Origin of the sequence: Glutamicibacter endophyticus, from assembly GCF_048457885.1 — a bacterium.
GTDB classification, from domain to species: domain Bacteria; phylum Actinomycetota; class Actinomycetes; order Actinomycetales; family Micrococcaceae; genus Glutamicibacter; species Glutamicibacter endophyticus.
Map to the genome: position 1 here is coordinate 1,561,822 of NZ_CP174200.1, position 19,744 is coordinate 1,581,565.

A 19,744-nucleotide genomic window follows, 5' to 3' on the forward strand; every position below is an offset into this window, starting at 1 on the left:
GTTTTCGGTCATGGCCGGAATTGTCCGTCCTATTATGAACGTACTCATCGGTCACACCTGGAAGGGCTTTGACAAGTTCCCCTCCGGTGGTTTTATCCTCTGCCCGAATCATCTGACGGAGATTGACCCTCTCGTCGTTGGCCATGCGGTCTACTCCAACGGTCACATTCCACGCTGGATGGCTAAGGAGTCACTGTTCAAGCCACCGGTACTCGGCTGGGTGATGAAAACCTCTGGCCAAGTTCCAGTGGCCCGCAGTTCCTCGGGTGCTGCGCGCTCGTTGCAGGCAGCCAAAGAGGTCCTCGACGCTGGCGGCGTGATCATCATTTACCCTGAGGGCACGCTGACCCGTGACCCGAACCTGTGGCCGATGGTGGGTAAGACCGGAGCGGCTCGCTTGGCGCTGCAAACCGGCGCACCGGTAGTTCCGGTGTCGCATTGGGGCGACCAAGATCTCCTGCCGCGTTATTCGAAGAAGATGTTCCTCTTCCCGCGCAAGCGGGTGAATGTCACCGTTGGACCCGAGGTGCAGCTCGATGACCTGCGCGGTGGTCCGAGGACTCGAAAGGTGCTCCAAGAAGCCACCGATCGTATTATGGACGCCATCACCGCGATCCAAGCCGAACAACGCGGGGAAGAACCCCCGGCCGAACGCTGGGATCCGGCAGCCCATGGGCAAGCGAGCACTGGACGTAGCTTCGAGTCCGGACCTTCCGCCGACCAATAGCCACTACTGAACAAAGGACGAGCCGTGAGCCTACCTCTGCCACGAAAGATTGCAGTCATGGGTGCCGGAAGTTGGGGTACCACCTTCGCCAAGGTTTTGGCCGATGCGGTACGACAGCACGAAATTCCGGTGCATATTTGGGCCCGCCGTGATGACGCTGCGGAAGAGATCAATACCCGGCATACGAACTCTCGCTACCTCCGGGAGACCAAACTTCCGCAGAACATCAGCGCCTCGTCTTCAGCACCCGAGGTGTTGCAAGGCGCGGACCTCGTCGTGCTCGCGATCCCTGCCCAGTCGCTTCGTGAGGAACTGGGACGCTTTGCTGAATTCTTAGAGCCCAACGTCGTCCTTCTCTCCCTGATGAAGGGCCTCGAACGCGGCACCGACCTGCGCATGAGCGAGGTCATTACCGAAGTCACCGAGCTACCGGCGGATCGCATCGCCGTGCTCTCGGGACCGAACCTCGCCATGGAAATTGCCCGCGAGCAGCCGACTGCCTCCGTAGTTGCTTGTAGCGATGAAGAAACCGCCAGCTGGATCGCTCAGCTGTGCTCCGCTCCGTATTTCCGCCCCTACACCAACGATGATGTTCTCGGTGTTGAACTTGGCGGCATCGTGAAAAATATTGTCGCCCTTGCCGTGGGCATGTGCGATGGCATGGGCATGGGGGATAACACCAAATCTACCGTGATTACCCGCGGGCTCGCGGAGACGACCCGCCTGGTGTTGGCCCTCGGAGGGCGCCTTGAAACACTGTCGGGTCTGTCGGGGCTCGGTGACCTGGTGGCGACGTGCTCCTCCTCGCTTTCGCGCAACAATACCGCGGGACGCTTGCTCGGTCAGGGCCTGTTCTTGAACGAGGTCAATGATCGTATGTCGCAAACCGCCGAAGGCATCAAATCTGCTCGAGCCGTCCTAGACCTGTCGCGAACACATTCGGTAGAGATGCCTATTACCGAGGCCGTGGTGATGGTCCTTGAAGGCAGCCTGAGCGTCGAAAACATGGCGGCTCGTTTGCTGTCACGCGAGCTGAAATCAGAAGGGGAATCCAACTAGATGACTGAGACTAAGCCGCGTATCCTGATCCTCTTCGGAGGGCAGTCTTCCGAACATTCGGTCTCCTGCGTGACGGCCGCCGGTGTACTAAAGGCCATCGACCGGCAGCGTTTCGATGTTGTCCCCGTCGGTATCACCCGTAGTGGGGATTGGACCTTGATCGAGGCCGACGCTCAGGACTGGACCTTGACCGGTGGAAAACTACCGGAAATTTCCTCCGTCACCACTCCGGTACAGCTGGTCCGTGAAAATGATGCAGTGGTACTGCGTACCCTGGCAGACTCTAAAGTCGAGAACTTGCACACCATTGATGCCGTGTTCCCGCTATTGCACGGTCCCTTTGGTGAAGATGGAACAATCCAAGGATTCTTTGAACTCAACGGGGTGCCCTACGTAGGTTCTGGGATCGCTGCCAGTGCGATCGGCATGGACAAGCACTTCATGAAGATTATCTTCGAAAGCGCCGGGTTCGCCGTCGGCCCGTACGAGGTTATTACGGCCAAGCAGTGGGCTCAAAATAGCGACGAATGCCTGCAGCGGTGTGCTGCCTTGCAGTTCCCGCTCTTCGTGAAGCCTGCTCGCGCGGGCTCCTCGGTCGGGATTAGCAAGGTCGACTCGGCTGAAGGCTTGCGCGCGGCGATCGAAATTGCCCGCGCCGAAGACCCGAAGGTCATCGTGGAGCAGGGGATAACCGGCCGAGAAATTGAGTGCGGAGTCCTCGGCGGGCGTGGCACACAACCTTCGCGTGCCTCTTACCCGGGCGAAATTGCGATGACGGACTCGGAGCATAGTTTCTATGATTTCGAAGCGAAGTATGTCGATGGGGCTGCGGCCCACGTTTCGTGCCCGGCGGAATTGAGTGAAACGGCCATCGACGAGGTTCGAGAGCTTGCGGTGCGTGCTTTCGACGCCATCGACGGCGAAGGACTGTCCCGTGTGGACTTCTTCTTCACGCCACAAGGGCAGTGGATCATCAACGAAATCAACACCATGCCCGGGTTCACCCCCTCGAGCATGTACCCCCAAATGTGGGCTAAAACCGGGGTTCCCTACCCCGAGCTGATCCAGGAACTGATCGAACTGTCTCTGGAACGGAAGACCGGGCTACGCTAAAGCGCACAAGTAAGGGATCGGGTGGGCACAGTGCAATGAACTGTGCCGCCTGGTCCCTTCTTTGTATAGGTCGCTTAGTTCTTCAGCTCCACGTCTTTGTCCACCGACAGGCACTTTTTCTGCGCCGGAATCTTAGCGGCGGCATCTGTTAAGGTCGCCAACACCGTGCTTGAAGGAATCTCTTGTGGATTCAGCACTACCTCGGTCGCAGGGGTGCGTCCATAGGTGGTCAGAGTCCACACTCCGTCGTCGCCTTCGCGTGCAATCCAATCCACCCCGTTGACGGTGACACACGGATCCGTAGTCGGAGGCGGTACCGGCACACCGCAGCGCAAGATTACTTTGGCCGGGTCTCCCCAAGCCGAGGTAGCCTGCGAATTCGTGGTACGCCGCTCATATTCATCGATGAACTGCGGCATAACCACCATCATCTCGGCGCATAGTGGGTTCGCGGCATCAGCCGCTGGTTCGACCGAGGCAATAGGAGCACACCCGCTGAGCAGGATCGAGCCCGCAAGCACGGTACCCAGGGTTTTCCTAGATTTGTGAATTCCATGGGTGAAATTGCGTGATGATGAACGCTTCAAGTTGAAATCGGACACTTTTACAGCGTACCGCTCGTTGGTGCCGATAAGATGAGTTGAGCTCAAAGTGTGAAAGGTAGCATATGTCTCTCGATGAGTTTGGTTCGACCGAAACTCGCCCTCGTAATCCTAAGAAGAAGGGCAAGGGCAAAGCGGTCATTATTGGCGTCATTGCCTTCGTATTAGTTGCTGCATTGGCTGCCGCCGCCTATGTGTTTTACATCGGGCGCACCTTTGACACTAAAACGCAGAAAATCGCCGAGGTTTTCCCCGCCGAAGAAACCCGTCCGGAAGTCAAGGAAGAGTCCAAGGGTGCCAAGAACATCCTGTTGCTCGGTAGTGACACCCGTGCCACTCGCGACGGCGATGAAGAAGAAGGTGAGTTTGGCGAGCTCCCCAATGGTGGACGTTCGGACACCATGATGCTCGTGCATATCCCCAAGGACCATTCCAACGTGTATGTCACCTCCATCATGCGTGACACATGGTTGGACATTCCGGGAGTAGGCACCGCGAAGATCAACCGCGCCTTTGCCAGCGGCGGCGTGCCCAAGGCTGTGGAAACCCTCGAAAACCTCTTTGGCGTGCGCATCGACCATGTTGCCTCCATTGATTTCGAAGGTTTCAAGGGACTGACCAATGCGCTGGGCGGGGTTACTGTCAACAACCCGATCGCCTTCCGCCAGTCGATTACCAACGGGATGTACTTCCCGAAGGGTGAGCAGACCCTCGATGGGGAACAGGCGCTAGCCTTTGTCCGCGAGCGTAAGTCCTTCCCAGGTAGCGACTACCAGCGTGTGAAGAACCAGCAGCTGTTCGTACGGGCGATGCTGGGACAGATCATGTCCAAAGAAACCCTGAGCAATCCGGTGACCATCTCCAACGTGGTCAATGAGTTCGCACCGTACATCGCCGTCGATGAGTCGCTCAACGCCGGCGCTATTGCATCGATGGCATCGCAGATGACTGGCGTGCGCCCGGGTGACATGGAGTTCTTCACCCTGCCTAATAAGGGTCCGGGACGTTCGCCGGATGGCAAGCAGTCGATCGTGGTTCCAGACATGGCCGTGATTGAAAAGTTCGGTGAAGCGCTGCAACAGGATAAAATGCAGGAGTTTGTGGATTCCACCGACCTGACGCGCTAGGCACTGACCAAAGGACTGTTTCGCCAATGACTCTCAAACTCGATACATCCGTGCGTGCCCTCCATACGTGGTTGACACGCAGCGTTGAGAGCTTGGCGAATCATTCCGACCGGCTAAACGCCATCAATGTCTTTCCCGTCGCTGATGGAGACACCGGAAGTAACCTGTATCTCACCGTGCGTGCCGGTCACGATGCGGTCAGCGAATTACAGACCGAAGACCTGGGCGGATTCCTTGAGGTCGCGGCGCGTGCCGCCATGGAATCCGCCAGGGGCAACTCCGGCACATTGCTGGCGGTTTTCCTCAGCGGCTTGTCCGAGCCACTGCGTGGGCAAGAACGATTGACCGCCGCGTTACTGGCGTTAGGCCTTGAACGTGCCAAGGTTCGCTCCTGGTCGGCGCTGAGCGAGCCGGTTGAGGGCACCATGCTTTCGGTGATCAACGCTGCAGCTTTAGCAGCGACTACGAACCTCACTCACCTGAAACAGGATCCGGATAGCAAAGCAGCCGTTGATACGCTGCTCACTCAGATCTCGCAGGCCGGCAAGATCGCCGTACACGGGACACAGAACGAACTGCCGAGTTTGAGTGAGGCCGGCGTCGTGGATGCCGGGGCCGTGGGCATGCTGCTCATGATTGACGAACTGCGTGCGGCGGTCCGCGGTACCGAGGCCGATCTGCATGGCTATGATGCTTTTCATGGCTACGGGGTACAGGCGTCCCATGTGCACTTGAACGCCGAAGGCGATGAGGGTGTTGAGGTGATGTGCACCATCACCCTGGATGCGCTTAAAGCGGCCACACTGCGAGGACAGCTCGACAGTGTTGGGGACTCGGTGATCCTCTCACCGGTCAATGAGGTCTCCGAAGAAGTCTATCGATGGCGTATTCACGTACATGTGCCCGATTCGGAGCAGGCTCTCGAGCTCATTCGTGCTCAGGGGGATCCGGTAAATATTTCCGTAACCGATCTGTGCCATCACGATGCCAGCTGAGCCGCTCTCAGCGCTCGGGCAAGATCTGGACGCGATGCTCGGTACTCGGAACGCCCGAGAACTAGAAAAAGCGTTCGGTTACCAGACGGTTGCCGATCTACTGGGTCATTTTCCGCGGCGTTACGTCGATGTTGGTGAATTGACCAAGATTTCCGACCTTCCGCTGGGTGAACATGTCACCATCGTGGCTCGTGTGCTGAACGTGTCTCAGCGCCAAATGCACTCGCGGCGCGGGTTCATTGTGGAGGTCACCGTCAGCGACGAACTTTCCTACGCCGGCGACGAACTGCGGATGACTTTTTTCAATGGCTATCAGGCGCGCAATGATTTACGGCCGGACACTGTGGCGATGTTCTCGGGCAAGGTCGGCTGGTATCAAGATCATCTTCAGCTAAGCCAGCCCGATTATGCGATTCTTGAGGACCCCGAGGACGCTGAACCGCGTCCCATCCCGATCTACCCGGCCACGGCTAAGATGCCCAGCAAGAAGATTCGCGACTTCGTGCAATTACTCTTTGAACGCTTGGACGAGTCCGATGTTCCTGAACCTCTACCCGCGGAACTGTTAACTTCTCACGGATACCCCAGACGCTTCACCGCGTTCCGGGATCGTCACATGCCGCGAGAATTGCCGCAGGCTTACCGAGCTCGGCAGCGGTTTGCCTTTGAGGAGGCATTTCTCCTTCAACTGTCGTTGGCCGAGCGAAGCCGCTTACTGAGTACCCAGCCGGCCACCGCGCGCCGACCCGTGACGGGGGAGCTTGCCAGCAAGTTTGACCAACGTCTGCCCTTTACGCTCACCGACGACCAGCGGCGTGTAGGCGAAGAAATCTCCGCCGATCTCAGTTTGAATCGTCCCATGCACCGGCTTTTGCAGGGCGAAGTCGGTTCCGGCAAAACGTTGGTGGCCTTGCGGGCCATCCTTCAGGTGATTGATGCCGGGGGACAAGCGGCCCTACTGGCACCCACTGAGGTCCTTGCCGCCCAGCACTTCGAAACGATTCGCCGGATGCTTGGACCGTTGGCCGACCCGGGGCTGTTCGGCGAAGGGGAGGGCACCGGTGTGGCCCTATTGACGGGTTCAGCCAAGACCGCGCAGCGACGCGAGGCCCTGCTGGGCATCGCCAGCGGCCAAACCGGGCTAATCATTGGCACTCACGCTTTGCTCAGCGAACATGTGAATTTTGCCGACCTTGGCTTGGTCGTCATTGATGAACAGCATCGGTTCGGCGTTGAACAACGAGACGCCCTTCGTGCAAAGAACGGGCAGGCTACTCCACATACCCTCGTCATGACCGCTACGCCCATTCCACGTACGGTGGCAATGACGGTATTCGGCGACCTCGAGGTCTCCACCATTCGGCAATTGCCTGGTGGTCGCGCCCCCATTCGTACGCACATCGTGCCGATGCAATTACCGGCCTATCGCGACCGCCTGTTTTCACTGGTTCGTGAGGAAGTGACGAAGGGCCATCAGGTCTATGTCGTCTGTCCGCGCATTTCGGAAACTAACGGGGAACAGGCCGCTCTCGTGGAGCTGCCGGAAACTTCGGCGGGCGAACCAATGAGCGTTGAATCCATGTACGGGCTGATGACGTCGATGGAACAATTCACCGGGGTAACGATTGATGTACTGCATTCGCAACTTGGCGGTACCGACAAGCAGGAAGTCATGGACGAGTTTGCCGCCGGAGACATCGATGTCTTGATCTCTACCACCGTGATTGAGGTCGGCGTCGATGTTCATAATGCCACCTTGATGGTGATCATGGACGCGGAACGCTTCGGTATCTCCCAGTTGCATCAGCTACGCGGTCGTGTGGGTCGTGGCGGACTGCCCGGTACCTGCCTGCTCACTACTTGGCTGGACGCCGATCACCCCTCGGTGACCCGGCTGCGTGCCATCGAGTCGACCGTGGACGGGTTCGAACTAGCCGAGGCGGACCTCGCCGAGCGCCGAGAGGGCAACATTCTTGGTGTCCAACAGTCGGGCTCGCAGTCAGCACTGCGTGAACTCAGCGTGCTCAGAGACCGTGAATTGATCGAGCGCGCCCGCGCGGACGTGGGTTTGTTGGCCAGCGAGCGTCGTTGGCCGCAACGGTACCCGTTGCTACGCGTTGCCGTGGACACGTGGTTGGACGAGGCCACCAGAGCCTACCTAGACAAGAACTAAGCGGGCCGTGAAGGTACAACCGCACCAATACATACGAGGAGTTACGTAGTGAGTCGAATTGTCGCCGGCGTCGCTGGGGGAACTGTGCTCAAGTCCGTCCCCGGAGATGCAACCCGACCCACCACGGATCGGGTCAAGGAAGCGCTATTTTCCAAGCTGGAAAGCTGGGATGTGCTGGCCCAAGCGCGGGTGCTCGACCTCTATGCGGGATCGGGCGCTCTCGGCCTGGAAGCGGCTAGCCGGGGTGCGCGCAGTGTGGTGCTCGTTGAGAAGGCACCGAAGGCGATCGCCGTGTGCCAACAGAATGCTGGGCTCGTGAATTCCGTACTACGTGCAACCACGGTCAGCGTGCAGCGCGGATCGGTGGACAGTGTACTTGATTCCTGTTTCGACGAGCATGCCGGTACCCCCAAGCGCACCTTTGACGTGTTCTTCCTCGATCCGCCTTACCCCTTGGGTGAAGCCGAGCTGAATGCGACACTCGAACGGGTGCTTCGCGTCGCGGAGCATGAGGCCACCATCGTGGTGGAACGTTCAAGCCGATCGCCCGAACCTAACTGGCCAGCGGGACTGGAACTGATCACCAGTAAGAAGTATGGGGAAACCCAACTATGGTTTGCCGAACCGGTCCAAACTAACTGAGTGCCTGATCTCGGATGGGAAAGGCCCGGACTGTTCGCATAGCTCGATGAGCTCGGGCGCGGGTCTCGTGTTCGTGCCCATCAAGACAAGGTTGCCCGGGTAACGGCGGGTAAACATATCCGGGGTAGAGGAAAGCATCACGAAATCAAAGATGCTACGCGCTGCGGCAACCTGTCGATCGGTGAAATGTAGTGGCGGATCATCTCCGATATTCACAAAGAGCAACCCATCCGGGGTCAGGCTCTGCCCCAATTCGCGGTAATATTCCCGAACTGTAAGGTGTTCGGGTGCCTCGGGCCCACTGAAGATATCCACGATAATGACGTCGAATTTTTCCGAAGCCAGCTGTTCGTGGAGTACCTCACGGGCGTCGGCCGTGATGCTGTGCACGGCAGCCCCGGCAGGTAGGGGCATGTAACGCATGACGAAATCGACCAGTTCGCGTTCAATATCGACGACCACATGCGTTGAATCGCTCAAACTCACACTCGCCCACCGCGCTAACGTCAGCGCGCCAGCTCCCAGATGTAAGAACTTCAAGCCACTGCGTTGCCCACGCAAAACACGTATTTGATTCGCAATACGCGCGAGGTACTCGTAGAAAACTTCCTCTGGATGGCGCAGGTTCACGTGGGATTGCTCCGCACCACCGATGGATAGGATCCTAGCGCCCGCCACATAGATATCTTCTTCGATGGTGGCATGCTTCTGTACAAAGGAAAGCCATCGTTTTGGCGGTGAAACGCTCATGAGTGCGTCACCAGCTGTGGTAAACGCTGTAACCGGTGCACCGCTTCGGCGATAACGTCTTGGCGCTTGCAGAAAGCAAATCGCAACAGCGACCGGTAGGTGCCACGGTTCTCTTCATGGACAAATACGGAGAGTGGAATCGCGGCGACACCGACCTCTTGAGGCAGACGCCGCGCCAAGTCTTGGGCATCGCTAAATCCTAGTTCGGCGACATCGGCCACAAGGAAGTACGTGCCGCGAGGCCGAATGACATCTAAGCCCGCGGCTTGAAGGCCGGTAGCCAACTCTTCACAGCGTTGTCCCAACTGGTTGGCGAACTGCGTATAAAAAGTGTCTGGCAGGGCCAGAGCCTGAGCGACCGCCGGTTGAAACGCGGGGCCCGAGGAATAGCTCAAGAATTGCTTGACCGTTCGTACCGCCTCGATGAGCTTCGCCGGGCCGGTGGCCCAGCCGACCTTCCAGCCGGTGAAGGAAAAGGACTTGCCTGCCGAGGAAATAGTTACGGTGCGTTCGAAACCGCCTGGAAGGGTGGCGATGGGAATATGGCCGACGCCGAAGGTGAGATGCTCATAAACCTCATCGGACACGATGACGCAGTCGTGGCGATGCGCCAGTTCAACTAGTAGTTCAAGAACTTCACGGTCAAAGACGGCACCGGTCGGATTATGTGGATTGTTCAGCACGATCAGCCGGGTGCGATCCGAGACTGCGGCACGAAGTTCATCGAGGTCGGGTGTGAAGCTGGGATAACGTAACGACACTGTCCGGTGAATGCCGCCTGCTAGGGAAATCATGGCGCCGTAGGAGTCATAATACGGTTCGAAGGTGACAACCTCATCGCCTGGTTCGACGAAGGCGAGGATCGAGGCAGCAATGGCCTCGGTTGCGCCGGTGGTGACCACCACTTCAGTAGCCGGGTCGAGCGCGTAGCCGTAAAAACGGTGTTGGTGGGTCGCGATTGCTTCGCGTAGCGGGACGATCCCAGAACCTGGTGCGTACTGGTTGGCGCCCTGTTCGATAGCTTGTACCGCGATTTTGCGGATTTCTGCCGGTCCTTCGGTATCGGGGAATCCTTGGCCGAGGTTCACCGCCTGATGTGCCGTGGCCAGAGTGGTGATTTCTTCGAAGATCGTTCCGCCGAGCTGACCCGCAGCATTGAGCAGATTGGCGCCAATTGCGGCGCGATACCAGGGAGCAGGGCTATGCGTCATGTATCCATTATGGGTGCGAAAACGAAGGCGGGGCGAATATGGCCAGTTGGGCACAGCCGAAACGATCGACGTCGTAAACCGGGATTGACGCTCACTTCTTGGTAGATTCGCCATATGCGTAGAGCTGTATGCCCAGGATCTTTTGACCCTATCCACAACGGCCATCTTGAGATTATTGCTCGAGCGGCGAGCCTCTTTGATGAGGTGATTGTGGCCGTTTCGACGAATCATTCCAAAAAGTACCGCTTCAGCGAAGACGAACGTGTGGCCATGGTCACAGAAACGGTAGGTGGGTTGCGAGGAGTCGTGGCCATGCCCATGGGCCAGGGTTTACTGGCCGATTTCTGCAAAGATCAGGGCGCTGAGGCCATTGTAAAGGGGCTACGTAGCACCGTCGATTACGCCTACGAGATCCCAATGGCTACGATGAATCGCCATCTAACCGGAGTCGAAACGGTCTTCCTCCAAGCTGACACTCGGTTTACTCATTTATCGTCTTCACTATTGAAGGAGGTCCAGTCCTTGGGCGGCGATGTCGATGAATATTTCCCGAGGGCGGTCCTGCGCCGATTGTTGAAGTAAGGCAATCGAAAGCTCATTAGGTGCTGGCATGGAACGTCAATGACCTAAAATCATATTAATTGTCCCCTACATTTGAACGGTTGGTTTTACACGTATGGCATCTGCAAAGCGCATGACCAAAGCGGTAATCCCGGCGGCGGGTCTGGGTACGCGCTTCCTCCCTGCCACCAAGGCAATGCCCAAAGAGATGTTGCCTGTGGTGGATAGGCCCGCGATTCAGTACGTGGTATCGGAAGCGGTAAACGCTGGCCTGAATGACGTTCTGATGATCACCGGCCGGAGCAAGCGTGCCCTAGAAGATCACTTCGATCGCGTGCCCGGTCTCGAGATGGCTCTCGAAGCTAAGGGAGACGAGAAGAAGCTTTCGTTGGTGCGCGAAGCTACCGGCCTAGGGGATATTCACTATGTGCGTCAGGGGGACCCTAAGGGCCTTGGCCACGCGGTGTTGTGTGCCAAACAGCACGTAGGTAACGAACCCTTCGCCGTTCTGCTCGGTGATGACCTCATCGATGCTCGTGATGAGCTACTCACCATCATGATTGATGTTCAGGCGAAAACCGGCGGTTCGGTGATCGCACTGATGGAAGTTGACCCGCAGCAGATTAGTGCTTACGGCTGTGCAGATGTTTCGACTGTTGAGGGTGAGGACTTTGTCAAAATCAATCACCTAGTCGAGAAGCCCAGCATCGAGGAAGCACCGAGTAACCTCGCGATTATCGGTCGCTACCTTCTGCATCCGCGCGTCTTCGACGTACTCCAGAAGACGAAGCCAGGGCGCGGTAACGAAATCCAGCTCACCGATGCACTTGAAGAGCTAGCCTCCGCCGAAGGCGAGGGCGCTGGAGTGCACGCCGTGGTTTTCCGTGGGCGCCGATACGATACCGGTGACAAGCTCAGCTACCTGCAGGCTAACGTGGTGCTAGCTGCGGAACATGAAGATCTTGGGGAAGACTTCAAAACCTGGGTCAAGGAGTACGCAAAGACTCTCGACTAGGACAGCGTCAGGTCCGCTCACCCGGAGCTCCTGGTGAACGGACCTGCACCCGGGTAGTAATCACCAGCCAAGCTCACGTAGATTGGCCGGCGGCGCACGTGTGCGTGCGTCAGGTATTGGGGAACAACTTGAATAATCAAAATACCGAGGTCTTCACCTCGCGTAGTGCACAGTTTGGGGCCGAACGCAAACGTAAGCGTCGTGTTCGGTCCATCATTCTGTCGGTTGTCGCGGTCGTATTGATCGCAGGTGTGGCGGCTGGGGCTTACGTCTGGTCTCTAAGTAGCAATTTCAGTCGCAAGTCGAACACCGTAGCCTTGGATTTCTCCAAGGAACAACAAGAGAATCGCCCCGTGAAGGATCCGGATGATGGGTCCATGAACATCCTCATGCTCGGCGTCGATCATAGCGACGAGGCCGACAACGGCGCGGACTCTCTCAAGGGTCCTGCCGGTCAACGAAGCGACTCGATGATGCTGGTGCATATTCCGGAGGATCGTAGCCAGGTTTACGTCATGTCAGTGGTTCGAGATCTTTGGGTTGAGATTCCCGGGCACGGGATGAACAAGTTGAACTCCGCGATTTCCTTCGGCGGTGTCCCGCTCTTGATGCAGACGCTAGAGGGAATGTTCGATACCAAAATCGATCACGTCGCGATGATTGACTTCGAAGGCTTCCGCGAACTTTCGACGGCCCTCGGCGGCATTAAAGTCGATAATGAGATTGCTTTCACGGCCAACGACACGGACTATTTCTACCCTGAAGGTGAGATCACGCTCGAAGGTGACCGGGCGCTACGTTTCGTGCGTGAACGCAAGTCATTCATTGACGGTGACTACCAACGTGTGAAGAACCAGCGAAAGTTCATAGCAAGCGCAGCGAGCCAGTTGCTATCCCGTGAGACGTTGACGAATCCGGTCAAGCTCTATGAAATTGTCGACAAGGTGGCGCCATATCTGACACTTGACGAGGATTTCGATGCTGCCACTTTGGTCGGGCTGGGACAGCAACTCTCAGCGGTCGATCCAGAGCATATGGCCATGTTCACGATTCCAACCGCCGGTAGTTCAACCTCGCCAGACGGGCAGTCCATTGAATTAGCCAGCGAACTAGCGGTCGCACAGATTTCCGAAGCGTTGCAGACCGACACCATGGATGAGTATTTGAAGGCGCATCCGCCAGCCGAGTGACGTTCGTCGCGTACTGGGTGACGAATCGAAGTGTTTGCGGCGCGCATAAGCAGTCGTGCCACCTCGATCTATTAGACTTTGAACATCTGTGCTTGCGAATACCCGCAGTAGCGAGCAGTCGATAAGAGGACAAATTCACGTATGACAATTGCAGAGGAGGCCGAGAGTAGAGGCCTGCACCGTGTCGGTGCACGACCCACACTCGGTAATTATCTGAAGCAGACGTGGGAGCGTCGCGAGTTCATATATGAACTTGCCAAGGCTCGCGTGCAGTCGCAGAACCAGCGCAACCGTCTGGGCATGGTTTGGGTTGTACTGAAGCCCACCCTGAATGCGCTGATGTACGGATTCATCTTTGGTGTGCTCCAGGGCGATAGCAAGCCGCATGATTTCCCTGTGTTCGTGGTGATCGGCGTCTTTCTCTTCGAATTCTTCACCTCATCCATGAACGGTGGGGCAAAGTCCATTACGGGTAATACGGCACTAGTGCAGTCGCTCTCGTTCCCGCGACTGACCCTACCCGTGGCGCAGGTAACGCAGAATTTTCTGACTTTAATGCCAATGGTCGCGGTCATGTTTATCTATGCGATGATCCTCGGGACAACTCCGAAGTGGTCGTGGTTCATGATCATTCCGTTGATCGCTTTGTTCGCAGTCTTCAACATGGGCGTTGCATTAATATGTGCCCGCATTACGGTGCATGTTCGAGACTTCACCAATATTCTGCCGCTCGTTGGCCGAATCCTGTTCTATACCTCTGGTGTGCTCTTTAGTGCCGAGCGTCTACTGAGCCACTGGCCGTGGATGGTGACCGTCTTTGACTATCACCCTCTATATCAGACACTTACGATTGCGCGTGGACTGATAATGAACAACTCACCATACGACCCTTCGGCGTGGTGGGTCGTGGCGGTCTGGGCGGTTTGCACCCTCGTGGTTGGTCTCCTGTACTTCTGGAAGGCAGAGGAGCGTTACGGCCGTGCCAATTAATTTTGATGATCTGATCAATCCCGACCTGCACCCGGAGTACGAACCGGAACCGGTGTTCTCTGACGACACGTCGTTTATAGACGTAGTACCGGCGCCAGAGAAAAAAGAATCAACACTCGAGATTGATCCCAACCGGCAGCCGGTTGTGATCGTTGACGACCTGCATGTGAAATATCAGGTCTATTCGAGCGGTAAAGCGGTCGGAAACGCCGGAGCACGGCGGCTGCTCCAGTCCAAGGTGCGTGGTTTACGAACCGTGCACGCCTTGAAGGGTATTTCGTTCGTTGCTTACGAGAACGAATCGATCGGCATCATTGGCTCGAACGGCTCGGGTAAATCGACCTTGCTCAAGGCGATCACCGGGCTAACGCCGCCAGCTGACGGTGCAGTCTACGCAACTTCGCGACCTAGCCTGTTGGGTGTCGGTGCCGCGCTGATCCCTGATCTCTCCGGTGACAAGAACATCACCCTCGGCGGTTTGGCCCTCGGCTATAACCGACAACAGGTCGAAAACATGCGCGAAGAGATCACGAAGTTCGCCGAACTTCAGGACTTCATTGACCTGCCCATGCGCACCTATTCCTCGGGTATGGGTGCCCGCCTAAAATTTGCGATTGCGGCTTCGAAACAGCATGACATTCTGATCGTCGATGAGGCGCTGGCCGTGGGTGACGCGAAATTCAGAAAGCGCAGTGAGGCAAAAATCAGGGAAATCAGAGAAAACGCGGGTACCGTTTTCTTGGTGTCCCACTCGATGAATTCGATTCGACAAACGTGTAATCGAGTGATCTGGATCGAGAAGGGCGTCCAGAAGATGGATGGCGACCCCGACACCGTGATCAAGGCCTACGAGAAATTTAAGAAATAGAGAATGCAGCAAACACCCGGCGTTTCCTACGTTATGCCAGTACTGAACGAGGCCGACTACCTCGCCGAAGCGGTTCGTTCGATTCTTGCCCAGGATTACGCCGGGGACAAAGAACTGGTTCTCGCACTTGGCCCCAGCACCGATGAGACGAACGACGTTGCTGAGCAACTCGCTGAGTCCGATGAGCGCATCACGCTCGTAGACAATCCGGTAGGCCGTACCCCGAGCGCTTTGAACCTGGCGATTAAAGCTTCCCGTCATCCGGTGATCATCCGAGTGGATGCGCACAGCGAACTGCCCACCGACTACACCCAGCGTGGGGTCGAAACTCTTGAGCGCGTCGGCGCGCATGATGTGGGCGGACTGATGGACGCCCGCGGTAGAACTCCGGTGCAACGTGCCATCGCGGCGGCCTACCATTCGAAGTTCGGTTTCGGCGGTCCTGCCTATCATTCAGGTGCCCCCGAAGGAGAAGCGGAGTCTGCTTACCTGGGGATCTTCCGCCGGGAGATCTTTGATCTCGTTGGTTATTATGACGAGTCATTGTGGCGTGCCCAAGACTGGGAGCTGTGCCTGCGGATTCGAAGCGCAGGTTTCAAGGTCTGGTTTGATCCGGAACTCAAGGTTGGGTACTACCCGCGAAGCAACTTCAAGGCGCTGACAGCACAGTCCTATGCTTCGGGAACCTGGCGTGGCGAGATCGCCCGCCGTTTCCCGGAGGGCAAATCATTGCGTCACGACCTTCCGCCGTTACTTGTGCTTGGTTTAGGAGCCGGCGTGGTTTCAGCCGTAGCGTACCCATTCCTCGATCAAGCGCCGGCCGTAGTGCGTGGTGCCCTCGGGCTGGCCATGGCCGTGCCGGTTAGCTACGCCGCAGCATGCCTAGTGGCAGGAGTCCGGTCCAACGCTCCGAGCTTCAAGGAAAAACTGTTGACCGGGGCCGTGTTCCCGGCCATCCATTTGCCTTGGGCAATGGGTTATGTGAAGGGGCGGGCCCGTGGCGCCGCAGGAACCTTAGATAAGGGACGGGTGAAATGACCGAGGCACGTCCAACTAAACCCACGCTTGAACAACTGCGTGCTATCTGCCAACCACCGGAAGTCCGTAGCCGACGGAACGCCGAACACTGGACGGCCGAACTCTACCTACGCCACATTTCCATTTACCTCACCGCCATACTGGTGCGTACCCGTATCTCCGCAAACGGTGTCACGGGGCTAATGATCTTATCCGGCTGGTGCATGTCGGTTGCGCTGCTCATCCCCGGGATTTGGGGCCCGCTACTTGCGGTGGTGCTCTCACAGCTGCAGCTGTACTTTGACTGCTCGGATGGTGAGGTGGCCCGTTGGCGTGGGACCCAGTCGCCCAAGGGGATATTTATAGACATGGTGGGACACCACACCACCGAGGCTCTGATCCCCATCGCTCTGGGCTATCGCGTTTTCCGGGAACTCTCGGCAAATCCGGGCACCCTTGAGCAAGCTTGGCCCACGCTGTTCATGTCGGCGTGCCTCGCCGTGCTGTTGGTTCTGAACCGTTCACAGTCGCTGATGGTGCATGCGGCCCGTGGGATGGCAGGCCTTGGCAAGCTGCCCGATACGGCCGAGGCCAGGGCGGTATCGAACACGTCACTTATCGGCAAGGCGCGCCGTCTTGCCCGATTCTTGCCGTTCCACCGGCTGCTGCATGCCGTCGAGCTGAGCCTGCTGATTCTGGCCTGCTCTATCATCTCCGCCATTCTGGGTGAGCCGGGGCTCGGTGAAAAATGGATGATCTGGATCCTGCTACCGGCCACCGTACTTGTAAACCTCGGGCACTTCTTGTCCTCGATGGCCTCATCCCGGTTGAAGTAGGTGTCGTGTATGAACTCGAATTCGTCATCAAACAACCGCAGCGACTTACCGACCATCGGTGTCGTGGTGCTGACCATGGGGACGCGGCCCGAGGAGTTGAACCGAGCTCTCGAATCACTTCTCGACCAGCAGGGCGTCAGTATCGATGCCGTCGTGGTCGGGAATGGGTGGAACCCTACGGGGGTACCTGCCGGTGTGCGCACGCATCACCTGCCGGAGAACTTGGGCATCCCTGCGGGACGTAATGCTGGTGCTGCGGTGGTGCGCGGAGAATACCTGTGTTTCCTCGACGACGATTCGTGGTTCCTAGACCGAGACTTTTTGGCCGAAGCCATTCAACGGTTCAAGGATCATCCGGGGTTGGGGCTCCTTCAACCACGCATCACCGATCCGCAACGCGATGATGACCCTACACGCTGGATTCCACGTCTGAATAAGCGCACCGCGGAGGTACCCAGCAAGGTCTTCCACGTGGGGGAAACCTGTCTGGTTACCACCACGGACCTCTTCCAACAGACTGGCGGTTGGGCCGGGGGCTTTTGGTACGCCCATGAAGGTATCGAACTGGCGTGGCGAATTTGGGACACCGGGCACTATGTTTGGTATGCCGGAGATATGCGCATCGGTCACCCCGTAGTCGATCCGCGACGCCACGATGAATTTTACCGACTTAACGCCAGAAACCGTGTGTGGTTAGCCCGGCGTAACCTACCGGCACCCTTTCGCTGGATCTATCCGACGAGTTGGTTGCTCATCGAGTGTCTGCGTCTACGGGCCAATCGCTCCGCAGTCGCACAATACCTCGCCGGGTGGAAGGCGGGATGGAGTGGGAGTCCGTGGTATCGCGAGCCGCGCCAGAAAATTAAATGGTCAACAATTCTTCGAATGACCGTGGCCGGTCGTCCACCCATTCTTTAATCTGCGAAACTAAGGATAGCGATCCCCAGTTTCCTATCTTTCCGATCCGAGATGGCATAGAGGTAAACATGACGAAAACAGTTCTCACCTACGGTACCTTCGATCTTTTTCACATCGGGCACCTGAACATCCTCAAGAGATTGAGCGAAAAGGGTGACCGGTTGATCGTTGGCGTCTCCACCGATGAGTTCAACGCCATCAAGGGCAAGAAGCCGGTCGTTCCGTTCGAACAACGAGCCGAGATCGTACGGGCTATCCGCTATGTGGACGAGGTCATCCCGGAAGAGAATTGGGAACAGAAGCGTCTAGACATCAAGAAGTATGATGCCAAAGTCTTCGGGATCGGCGAGGACTGGCGTGGCAAGTTCGATGATCTGAGTGATGAGGTCGAGGTCGTCTACCTAGAACGCACCGCAGGCATCTCGACGACCGAGATGAAGCGAGTGCTCAGCGAATTCGATGAACGCCATGTTGAATCGCTCAAGAGCACGTTGGATACTCTGAGCCAGATCGTCAAGGAACTTAGCTAACCGATACACCCCAATGGAGAGGAGCCATGTCCCATGTTTGCAGGCTGGAGAGGTGCAGTGGGACGCAGCATCCCACGGGGCGCATTGCTTCACGCACTGCAACGGTATACGGACCGAATCATCGCCGAGGGCGATACGACGATCCGCACACTCCAAGAGCAGAACCGTCGGCAGACTCGACGTCTCGCCGATGACCTATCGATAGATTGGGTCGATGATCCCAACAGTGAACGATCACTCGTCGGTGCGGCGGACTGGCCGGTACTAGCCGATAGCTTTCGCGCTAATGGCTATGAGATTCACCGACTCTCCGGGGTGGATTCCTATGCGGCCGAGGCCGTGTATTCGGTGGGGGACAGCGCCAAGAATGGATCCCGTAGCGCGCAACGGGCGGGGCTCGGCGCCATTTGGCAGGTTCGTCCCGGTCAATTGCAACCTAGCGCCGACGCGCAAGACTTCGTTGGCACGATTGATGCGGTCTATACCTGGGTGGATTCTTCCGACCCCCACTGGCAGGCCAACTATCATCGGGCCGTCGCTGGGGCCATGGGAGTTGTCAACGACAGTTCGGTCGATCCCGGGCGCTTCGAATCGCGGGACGAACTGCGTTATTCCCTACGTTCGCTAGAATCACATCTGCCATGGGTCAATAAGGTCTATCTCGTCACCGCGGGGCAGCGTCCAGAGTGGTTGGTTGACGCCCACCCGCGACTGGAAGTGATTGATCACAGGGATATTTTCGCCTCGCCGGAACAGTGTTTGCCGACCTTCAATTCACATGCCATCGAGTCGCAACTCTCGAGGATCGACGGACTGAGTGAACACTTCCTATACGTCAATGACGATGTGTTCTTCGGGCGTCCCCTACACCCAAATCTCTTTTTTGGGCCGGCGGGACAAACGAAGTACGCATTAACCAACACCCACTTCACCCAGGCCGAAGAACGCGACCTACCGGTCAATGCCGCCGCAGCGAACAATCGAGAACTGGTGGCTACTAGATACGAGCGAACGACCTCGCGCAAGTTTAAACATGTGGCGCATCCGCAGCGCCGCACCGTGCTGCAGAAAATCGCCGAAGAATTTGCCGATGACATCGAGGCTACTGCCGCACATCGTTTCCGACACCCCGACGATATTTCGATTCCCTCATCCCTCGCTCACCAGGTCGCGGCGCGGATGGGATTGGGGTTCCCCACCGACGTGGATTACTCCTATCTGGATATCGGTGCCGATGACTTCCTCTTGCAATGTCTGAGGCTTTGGCGCACATCAGCACCGGATATGTTCTGCATCAACGAAGTGCGACAACCTCGTGAGGGTGAACTATTGCGCAAAGTTCTGCAGCAGGTATTGCACGGGATGTATCCCGTGCCTTCATCCTTTGAACGATAAGTTTCGGCCGAAGATGCAAAAGATC

The 19,744-nt window shown here is 57.2% G+C and carries 20 protein-coding genes; 17 read left to right on the forward strand and 3 right to left on the reverse strand.

All coding sequences use genetic code 11. The features are described 5' to 3' along the window. The first annotated feature begins 34 nt into the window (after positions 1–34). From ACJD00_RS07300 to ACJD00_RS07310, 3 genes are read left to right on the forward strand one after another with little or no spacing between them, the layout of a single operon-like run. Positions 35–727 carry a lysophospholipid acyltransferase family protein gene (locus ACJD00_RS07300; protein WP_418909136.1) on the forward strand — a complete coding sequence of 231 codons (693 nt, stop codon included), beginning with the start codon at positions 35–37 and terminating at the stop codon, positions 725–727. A 24-nt stretch (positions 728–751) separates the two neighbouring features. Continuing rightward, a complete protein-coding gene (locus ACJD00_RS07305) occupies positions 752–1,786 on the forward strand; it encodes an NAD(P)H-dependent glycerol-3-phosphate dehydrogenase (protein ID WP_309407475.1) in 1,035 nt (344 codons plus the stop codon). Further along, a complete protein-coding gene (locus tag ACJD00_RS07310; RefSeq protein WP_418909137.1) occupies positions 1,787–2,899 on the forward strand; it encodes a D-alanine--D-alanine ligase family protein in 1,113 nt (370 codons plus the stop codon). 74 nt (positions 2,900–2,973) lie between these two features. Here ACJD00_RS07310 and ACJD00_RS07315 read toward each other — a convergent pair whose 3' ends face one another. After that, positions 2,974–3,450, reverse strand: a complete 477-nt coding sequence (locus ACJD00_RS07315) for a DUF3515 family protein (RefSeq protein ID WP_418909321.1) — start codon at positions 3,448–3,450, stop codon at positions 2,974–2,976. A gap of 116 nt (positions 3,451–3,566) precedes the next feature. Here ACJD00_RS07315 and ACJD00_RS07320 point away from each other — a divergent pair, with 116 nt between their 5' ends. The 4 genes from ACJD00_RS07320 to rsmD all read left to right on the forward strand — a co-directional run bounded on the left by ACJD00_RS07320 (position 3,567) and on the right by rsmD (position 8,438). Next, positions 3,567–4,628, forward strand: coding sequence for an LCP family protein (locus tag ACJD00_RS07320; protein WP_309407469.1), 1,062 nt, complete (start codon positions 3,567–3,569; stop codon positions 4,626–4,628). 92 nt (positions 4,629–4,720) lie between these two features. Next, the gene (locus ACJD00_RS07325; protein ID WP_418909138.1) at positions 4,721–5,623 is read left to right on the forward strand and encodes a DAK2 domain-containing protein; all 903 of its coding nucleotides are present in this window, start codon (positions 4,721–4,723) and stop codon (positions 5,621–5,623) included. Further along, complete coding sequence (gene recG / locus ACJD00_RS07330) at positions 5,613–7,796, forward strand: ATP-dependent DNA helicase RecG (RefSeq protein ID WP_418909139.1); 2,184 nt, start codon at positions 5,613–5,615, stop codon at positions 7,794–7,796. Before ACJD00_RS07325 ends, recG begins: the two co-directional genes overlap by 11 nt. Before the next feature lie 48 nt (positions 7,797–7,844). Beyond that, complete coding sequence (gene rsmD, locus ACJD00_RS07335; RefSeq protein ID WP_418909140.1) at positions 7,845–8,438, forward strand: 16S rRNA (guanine(966)-N(2))-methyltransferase RsmD; 594 nt, start codon at positions 7,845–7,847, stop codon at positions 8,436–8,438. Here rsmD and ACJD00_RS07340 read toward each other — a convergent pair. Both ACJD00_RS07340 and ACJD00_RS07345 read right to left on the reverse strand, forming a co-directional pair. Then, complete coding sequence (locus ACJD00_RS07340; RefSeq protein ID WP_418909141.1) at positions 8,406–9,188, reverse strand: spermidine synthase; 783 nt, start codon at positions 9,186–9,188, stop codon at positions 8,406–8,408. The two genes, rsmD and ACJD00_RS07340, sit on opposite strands and share 33 nt — an antisense overlap. Further along, positions 9,185–10,399, reverse strand: a complete 1,215-nt coding sequence (locus tag ACJD00_RS07345) for an aminotransferase class I/II-fold pyridoxal phosphate-dependent enzyme (RefSeq protein WP_418909142.1) — start codon at positions 10,397–10,399, stop codon at positions 9,185–9,187. Before ACJD00_RS07345 ends, ACJD00_RS07340 begins: the two co-directional genes overlap by 4 nt. A gap of 114 nt (positions 10,400–10,513) precedes the next feature. On the opposite strand from ACJD00_RS07345, the gene coaD reads away from it, so the two are divergent. The 10 genes from coaD to ACJD00_RS07395 all read left to right on the forward strand — a co-directional run bounded on the left by coaD (position 10,514) and on the right by ACJD00_RS07395 (position 19,719). Further along, positions 10,514–10,981 (forward strand): pantetheine-phosphate adenylyltransferase, encoded by a 468-nt coding sequence (gene coaD / locus ACJD00_RS07350; RefSeq protein ID WP_309407458.1) that lies wholly within the window; start codon positions 10,514–10,516, stop codon positions 10,979–10,981. Between the two features lie 112 nt (positions 10,982–11,093). Beyond that, positions 11,094–11,975, forward strand: a complete 882-nt coding sequence (gene galU, locus ACJD00_RS07355; RefSeq protein ID WP_418909143.1) for a UTP--glucose-1-phosphate uridylyltransferase GalU — start codon at positions 11,094–11,096, stop codon at positions 11,973–11,975. Positions 11,976–12,103: 128 nt separating this feature from the next. Continuing rightward, positions 12,104–13,165, forward strand: a complete 1,062-nt coding sequence (locus ACJD00_RS07360) for an LCP family protein (protein ID WP_309407455.1) — start codon at positions 12,104–12,106, stop codon at positions 13,163–13,165. 141 nt (positions 13,166–13,306) lie between these two features. Then, positions 13,307–14,155, forward strand: coding sequence for an ABC transporter permease (locus tag ACJD00_RS07365; protein ID WP_309407453.1), 849 nt, complete (start codon positions 13,307–13,309; stop codon positions 14,153–14,155). Continuing rightward, the gene (locus tag ACJD00_RS07370) at positions 14,145–15,023 is read left to right on the forward strand and encodes an ABC transporter ATP-binding protein (RefSeq protein ID WP_309407451.1); all 879 of its coding nucleotides are present in this window, start codon (positions 14,145–14,147) and stop codon (positions 15,021–15,023) included. The genes ACJD00_RS07365 and ACJD00_RS07370 overlap by 11 nt, the downstream gene beginning before the upstream one ends. Positions 15,024–15,026: 3 nt before the next feature. After that, positions 15,027–16,061 carry a glycosyltransferase family 2 protein gene (locus ACJD00_RS07375; RefSeq protein ID WP_418909144.1) on the forward strand — a complete coding sequence of 345 codons (1,035 nt, stop codon included), beginning with the start codon at positions 15,027–15,029 and terminating at the stop codon, positions 16,059–16,061. Continuing rightward, on the forward strand, positions 16,058–16,876 hold the full coding sequence (locus tag ACJD00_RS07380; protein WP_418909145.1) for a CDP-alcohol phosphatidyltransferase family protein: 819 nt from the start codon (positions 16,058–16,060) through the stop codon (positions 16,874–16,876). The genes ACJD00_RS07375 and ACJD00_RS07380 overlap by 4 nt, the downstream gene beginning before the upstream one ends. A gap of 9 nt (positions 16,877–16,885) precedes the next feature. After that, positions 16,886–17,794 (forward strand): glycosyltransferase family 2 protein, encoded by a 909-nt coding sequence (locus ACJD00_RS07385; protein ID WP_309407445.1) that lies wholly within the window; start codon positions 16,886–16,888, stop codon positions 17,792–17,794. Between the two features lie 68 nt (positions 17,795–17,862). Continuing rightward, entirely contained in the window at positions 17,863–18,324 is a 462-nt protein-coding gene (locus ACJD00_RS07390) for an adenylyltransferase/cytidyltransferase family protein (RefSeq protein ID WP_309407443.1), read from the forward strand. A gap of 57 nt (positions 18,325–18,381) precedes the next feature. Next, on the forward strand, positions 18,382–19,719 hold the full coding sequence (locus tag ACJD00_RS07395; protein WP_418909146.1) for a stealth conserved region 3 domain-containing protein: 1,338 nt from the start codon (positions 18,382–18,384) through the stop codon (positions 19,717–19,719). Positions 19,720–19,744: the final 25 nt, after the last annotated feature.

Bases quoted from the DNA above. Each gene is read 5' to 3' on its own strand.
- ACJD00_RS07300 (WP_418909136.1), top strand. From the start codon at position 35: ATGAACGTACTCATCGGTCACACCTGGAAGGGCTTTGACAAGTTCCCC.
- ACJD00_RS07310 (WP_418909137.1), top strand. From the start codon at position 1,787: ATGACTGAGACTAAGCCGCGTATCCTGATCCTCTTCGGAGGGCAGTCT.
- ACJD00_RS07320 (WP_309407469.1), top strand. From the start codon at position 3,567: ATGTCTCTCGATGAGTTTGGTTCGACCGAAACTCGCCCTCGTAATCCT.
- recG (WP_418909139.1), top strand. From the start codon at position 5,613: ATGCCAGCTGAGCCGCTCTCAGCGCTCGGGCAAGATCTGGACGCGATG.
- ACJD00_RS07340 (WP_418909141.1), bottom strand. From the start codon at position 9,188: ATGAGCGTTTCACCGCCAAAACGATGGCTTTCCTTTGTACAGAAGCAT.
- ACJD00_RS07345 (WP_418909142.1), bottom strand. From the start codon at position 10,399: ATGACGCATAGCCCTGCTCCCTGGTATCGCGCCGCAATTGGCGCCAAT.
- coaD (WP_309407458.1), top strand. From the start codon at position 10,514: ATGCGTAGAGCTGTATGCCCAGGATCTTTTGACCCTATCCACAACGGC.
- galU (WP_418909143.1), top strand. From the start codon at position 11,094: ATGACCAAAGCGGTAATCCCGGCGGCGGGTCTGGGTACGCGCTTCCTC.
- ACJD00_RS07365 (WP_309407453.1), top strand. From the start codon at position 13,307: ATGACAATTGCAGAGGAGGCCGAGAGTAGAGGCCTGCACCGTGTCGGT.
- ACJD00_RS07375 (WP_418909144.1), top strand. From the start codon at position 15,027: ATGCAGCAAACACCCGGCGTTTCCTACGTTATGCCAGTACTGAACGAG.
- ACJD00_RS07380 (WP_418909145.1), top strand. From the start codon at position 16,058: ATGACCGAGGCACGTCCAACTAAACCCACGCTTGAACAACTGCGTGCT.
- ACJD00_RS07385 (WP_309407445.1), top strand. From the start codon at position 16,886: ATGAACTCGAATTCGTCATCAAACAACCGCAGCGACTTACCGACCATC.
- ACJD00_RS07390 (WP_309407443.1), top strand. From the start codon at position 17,863: ATGACGAAAACAGTTCTCACCTACGGTACCTTCGATCTTTTTCACATC.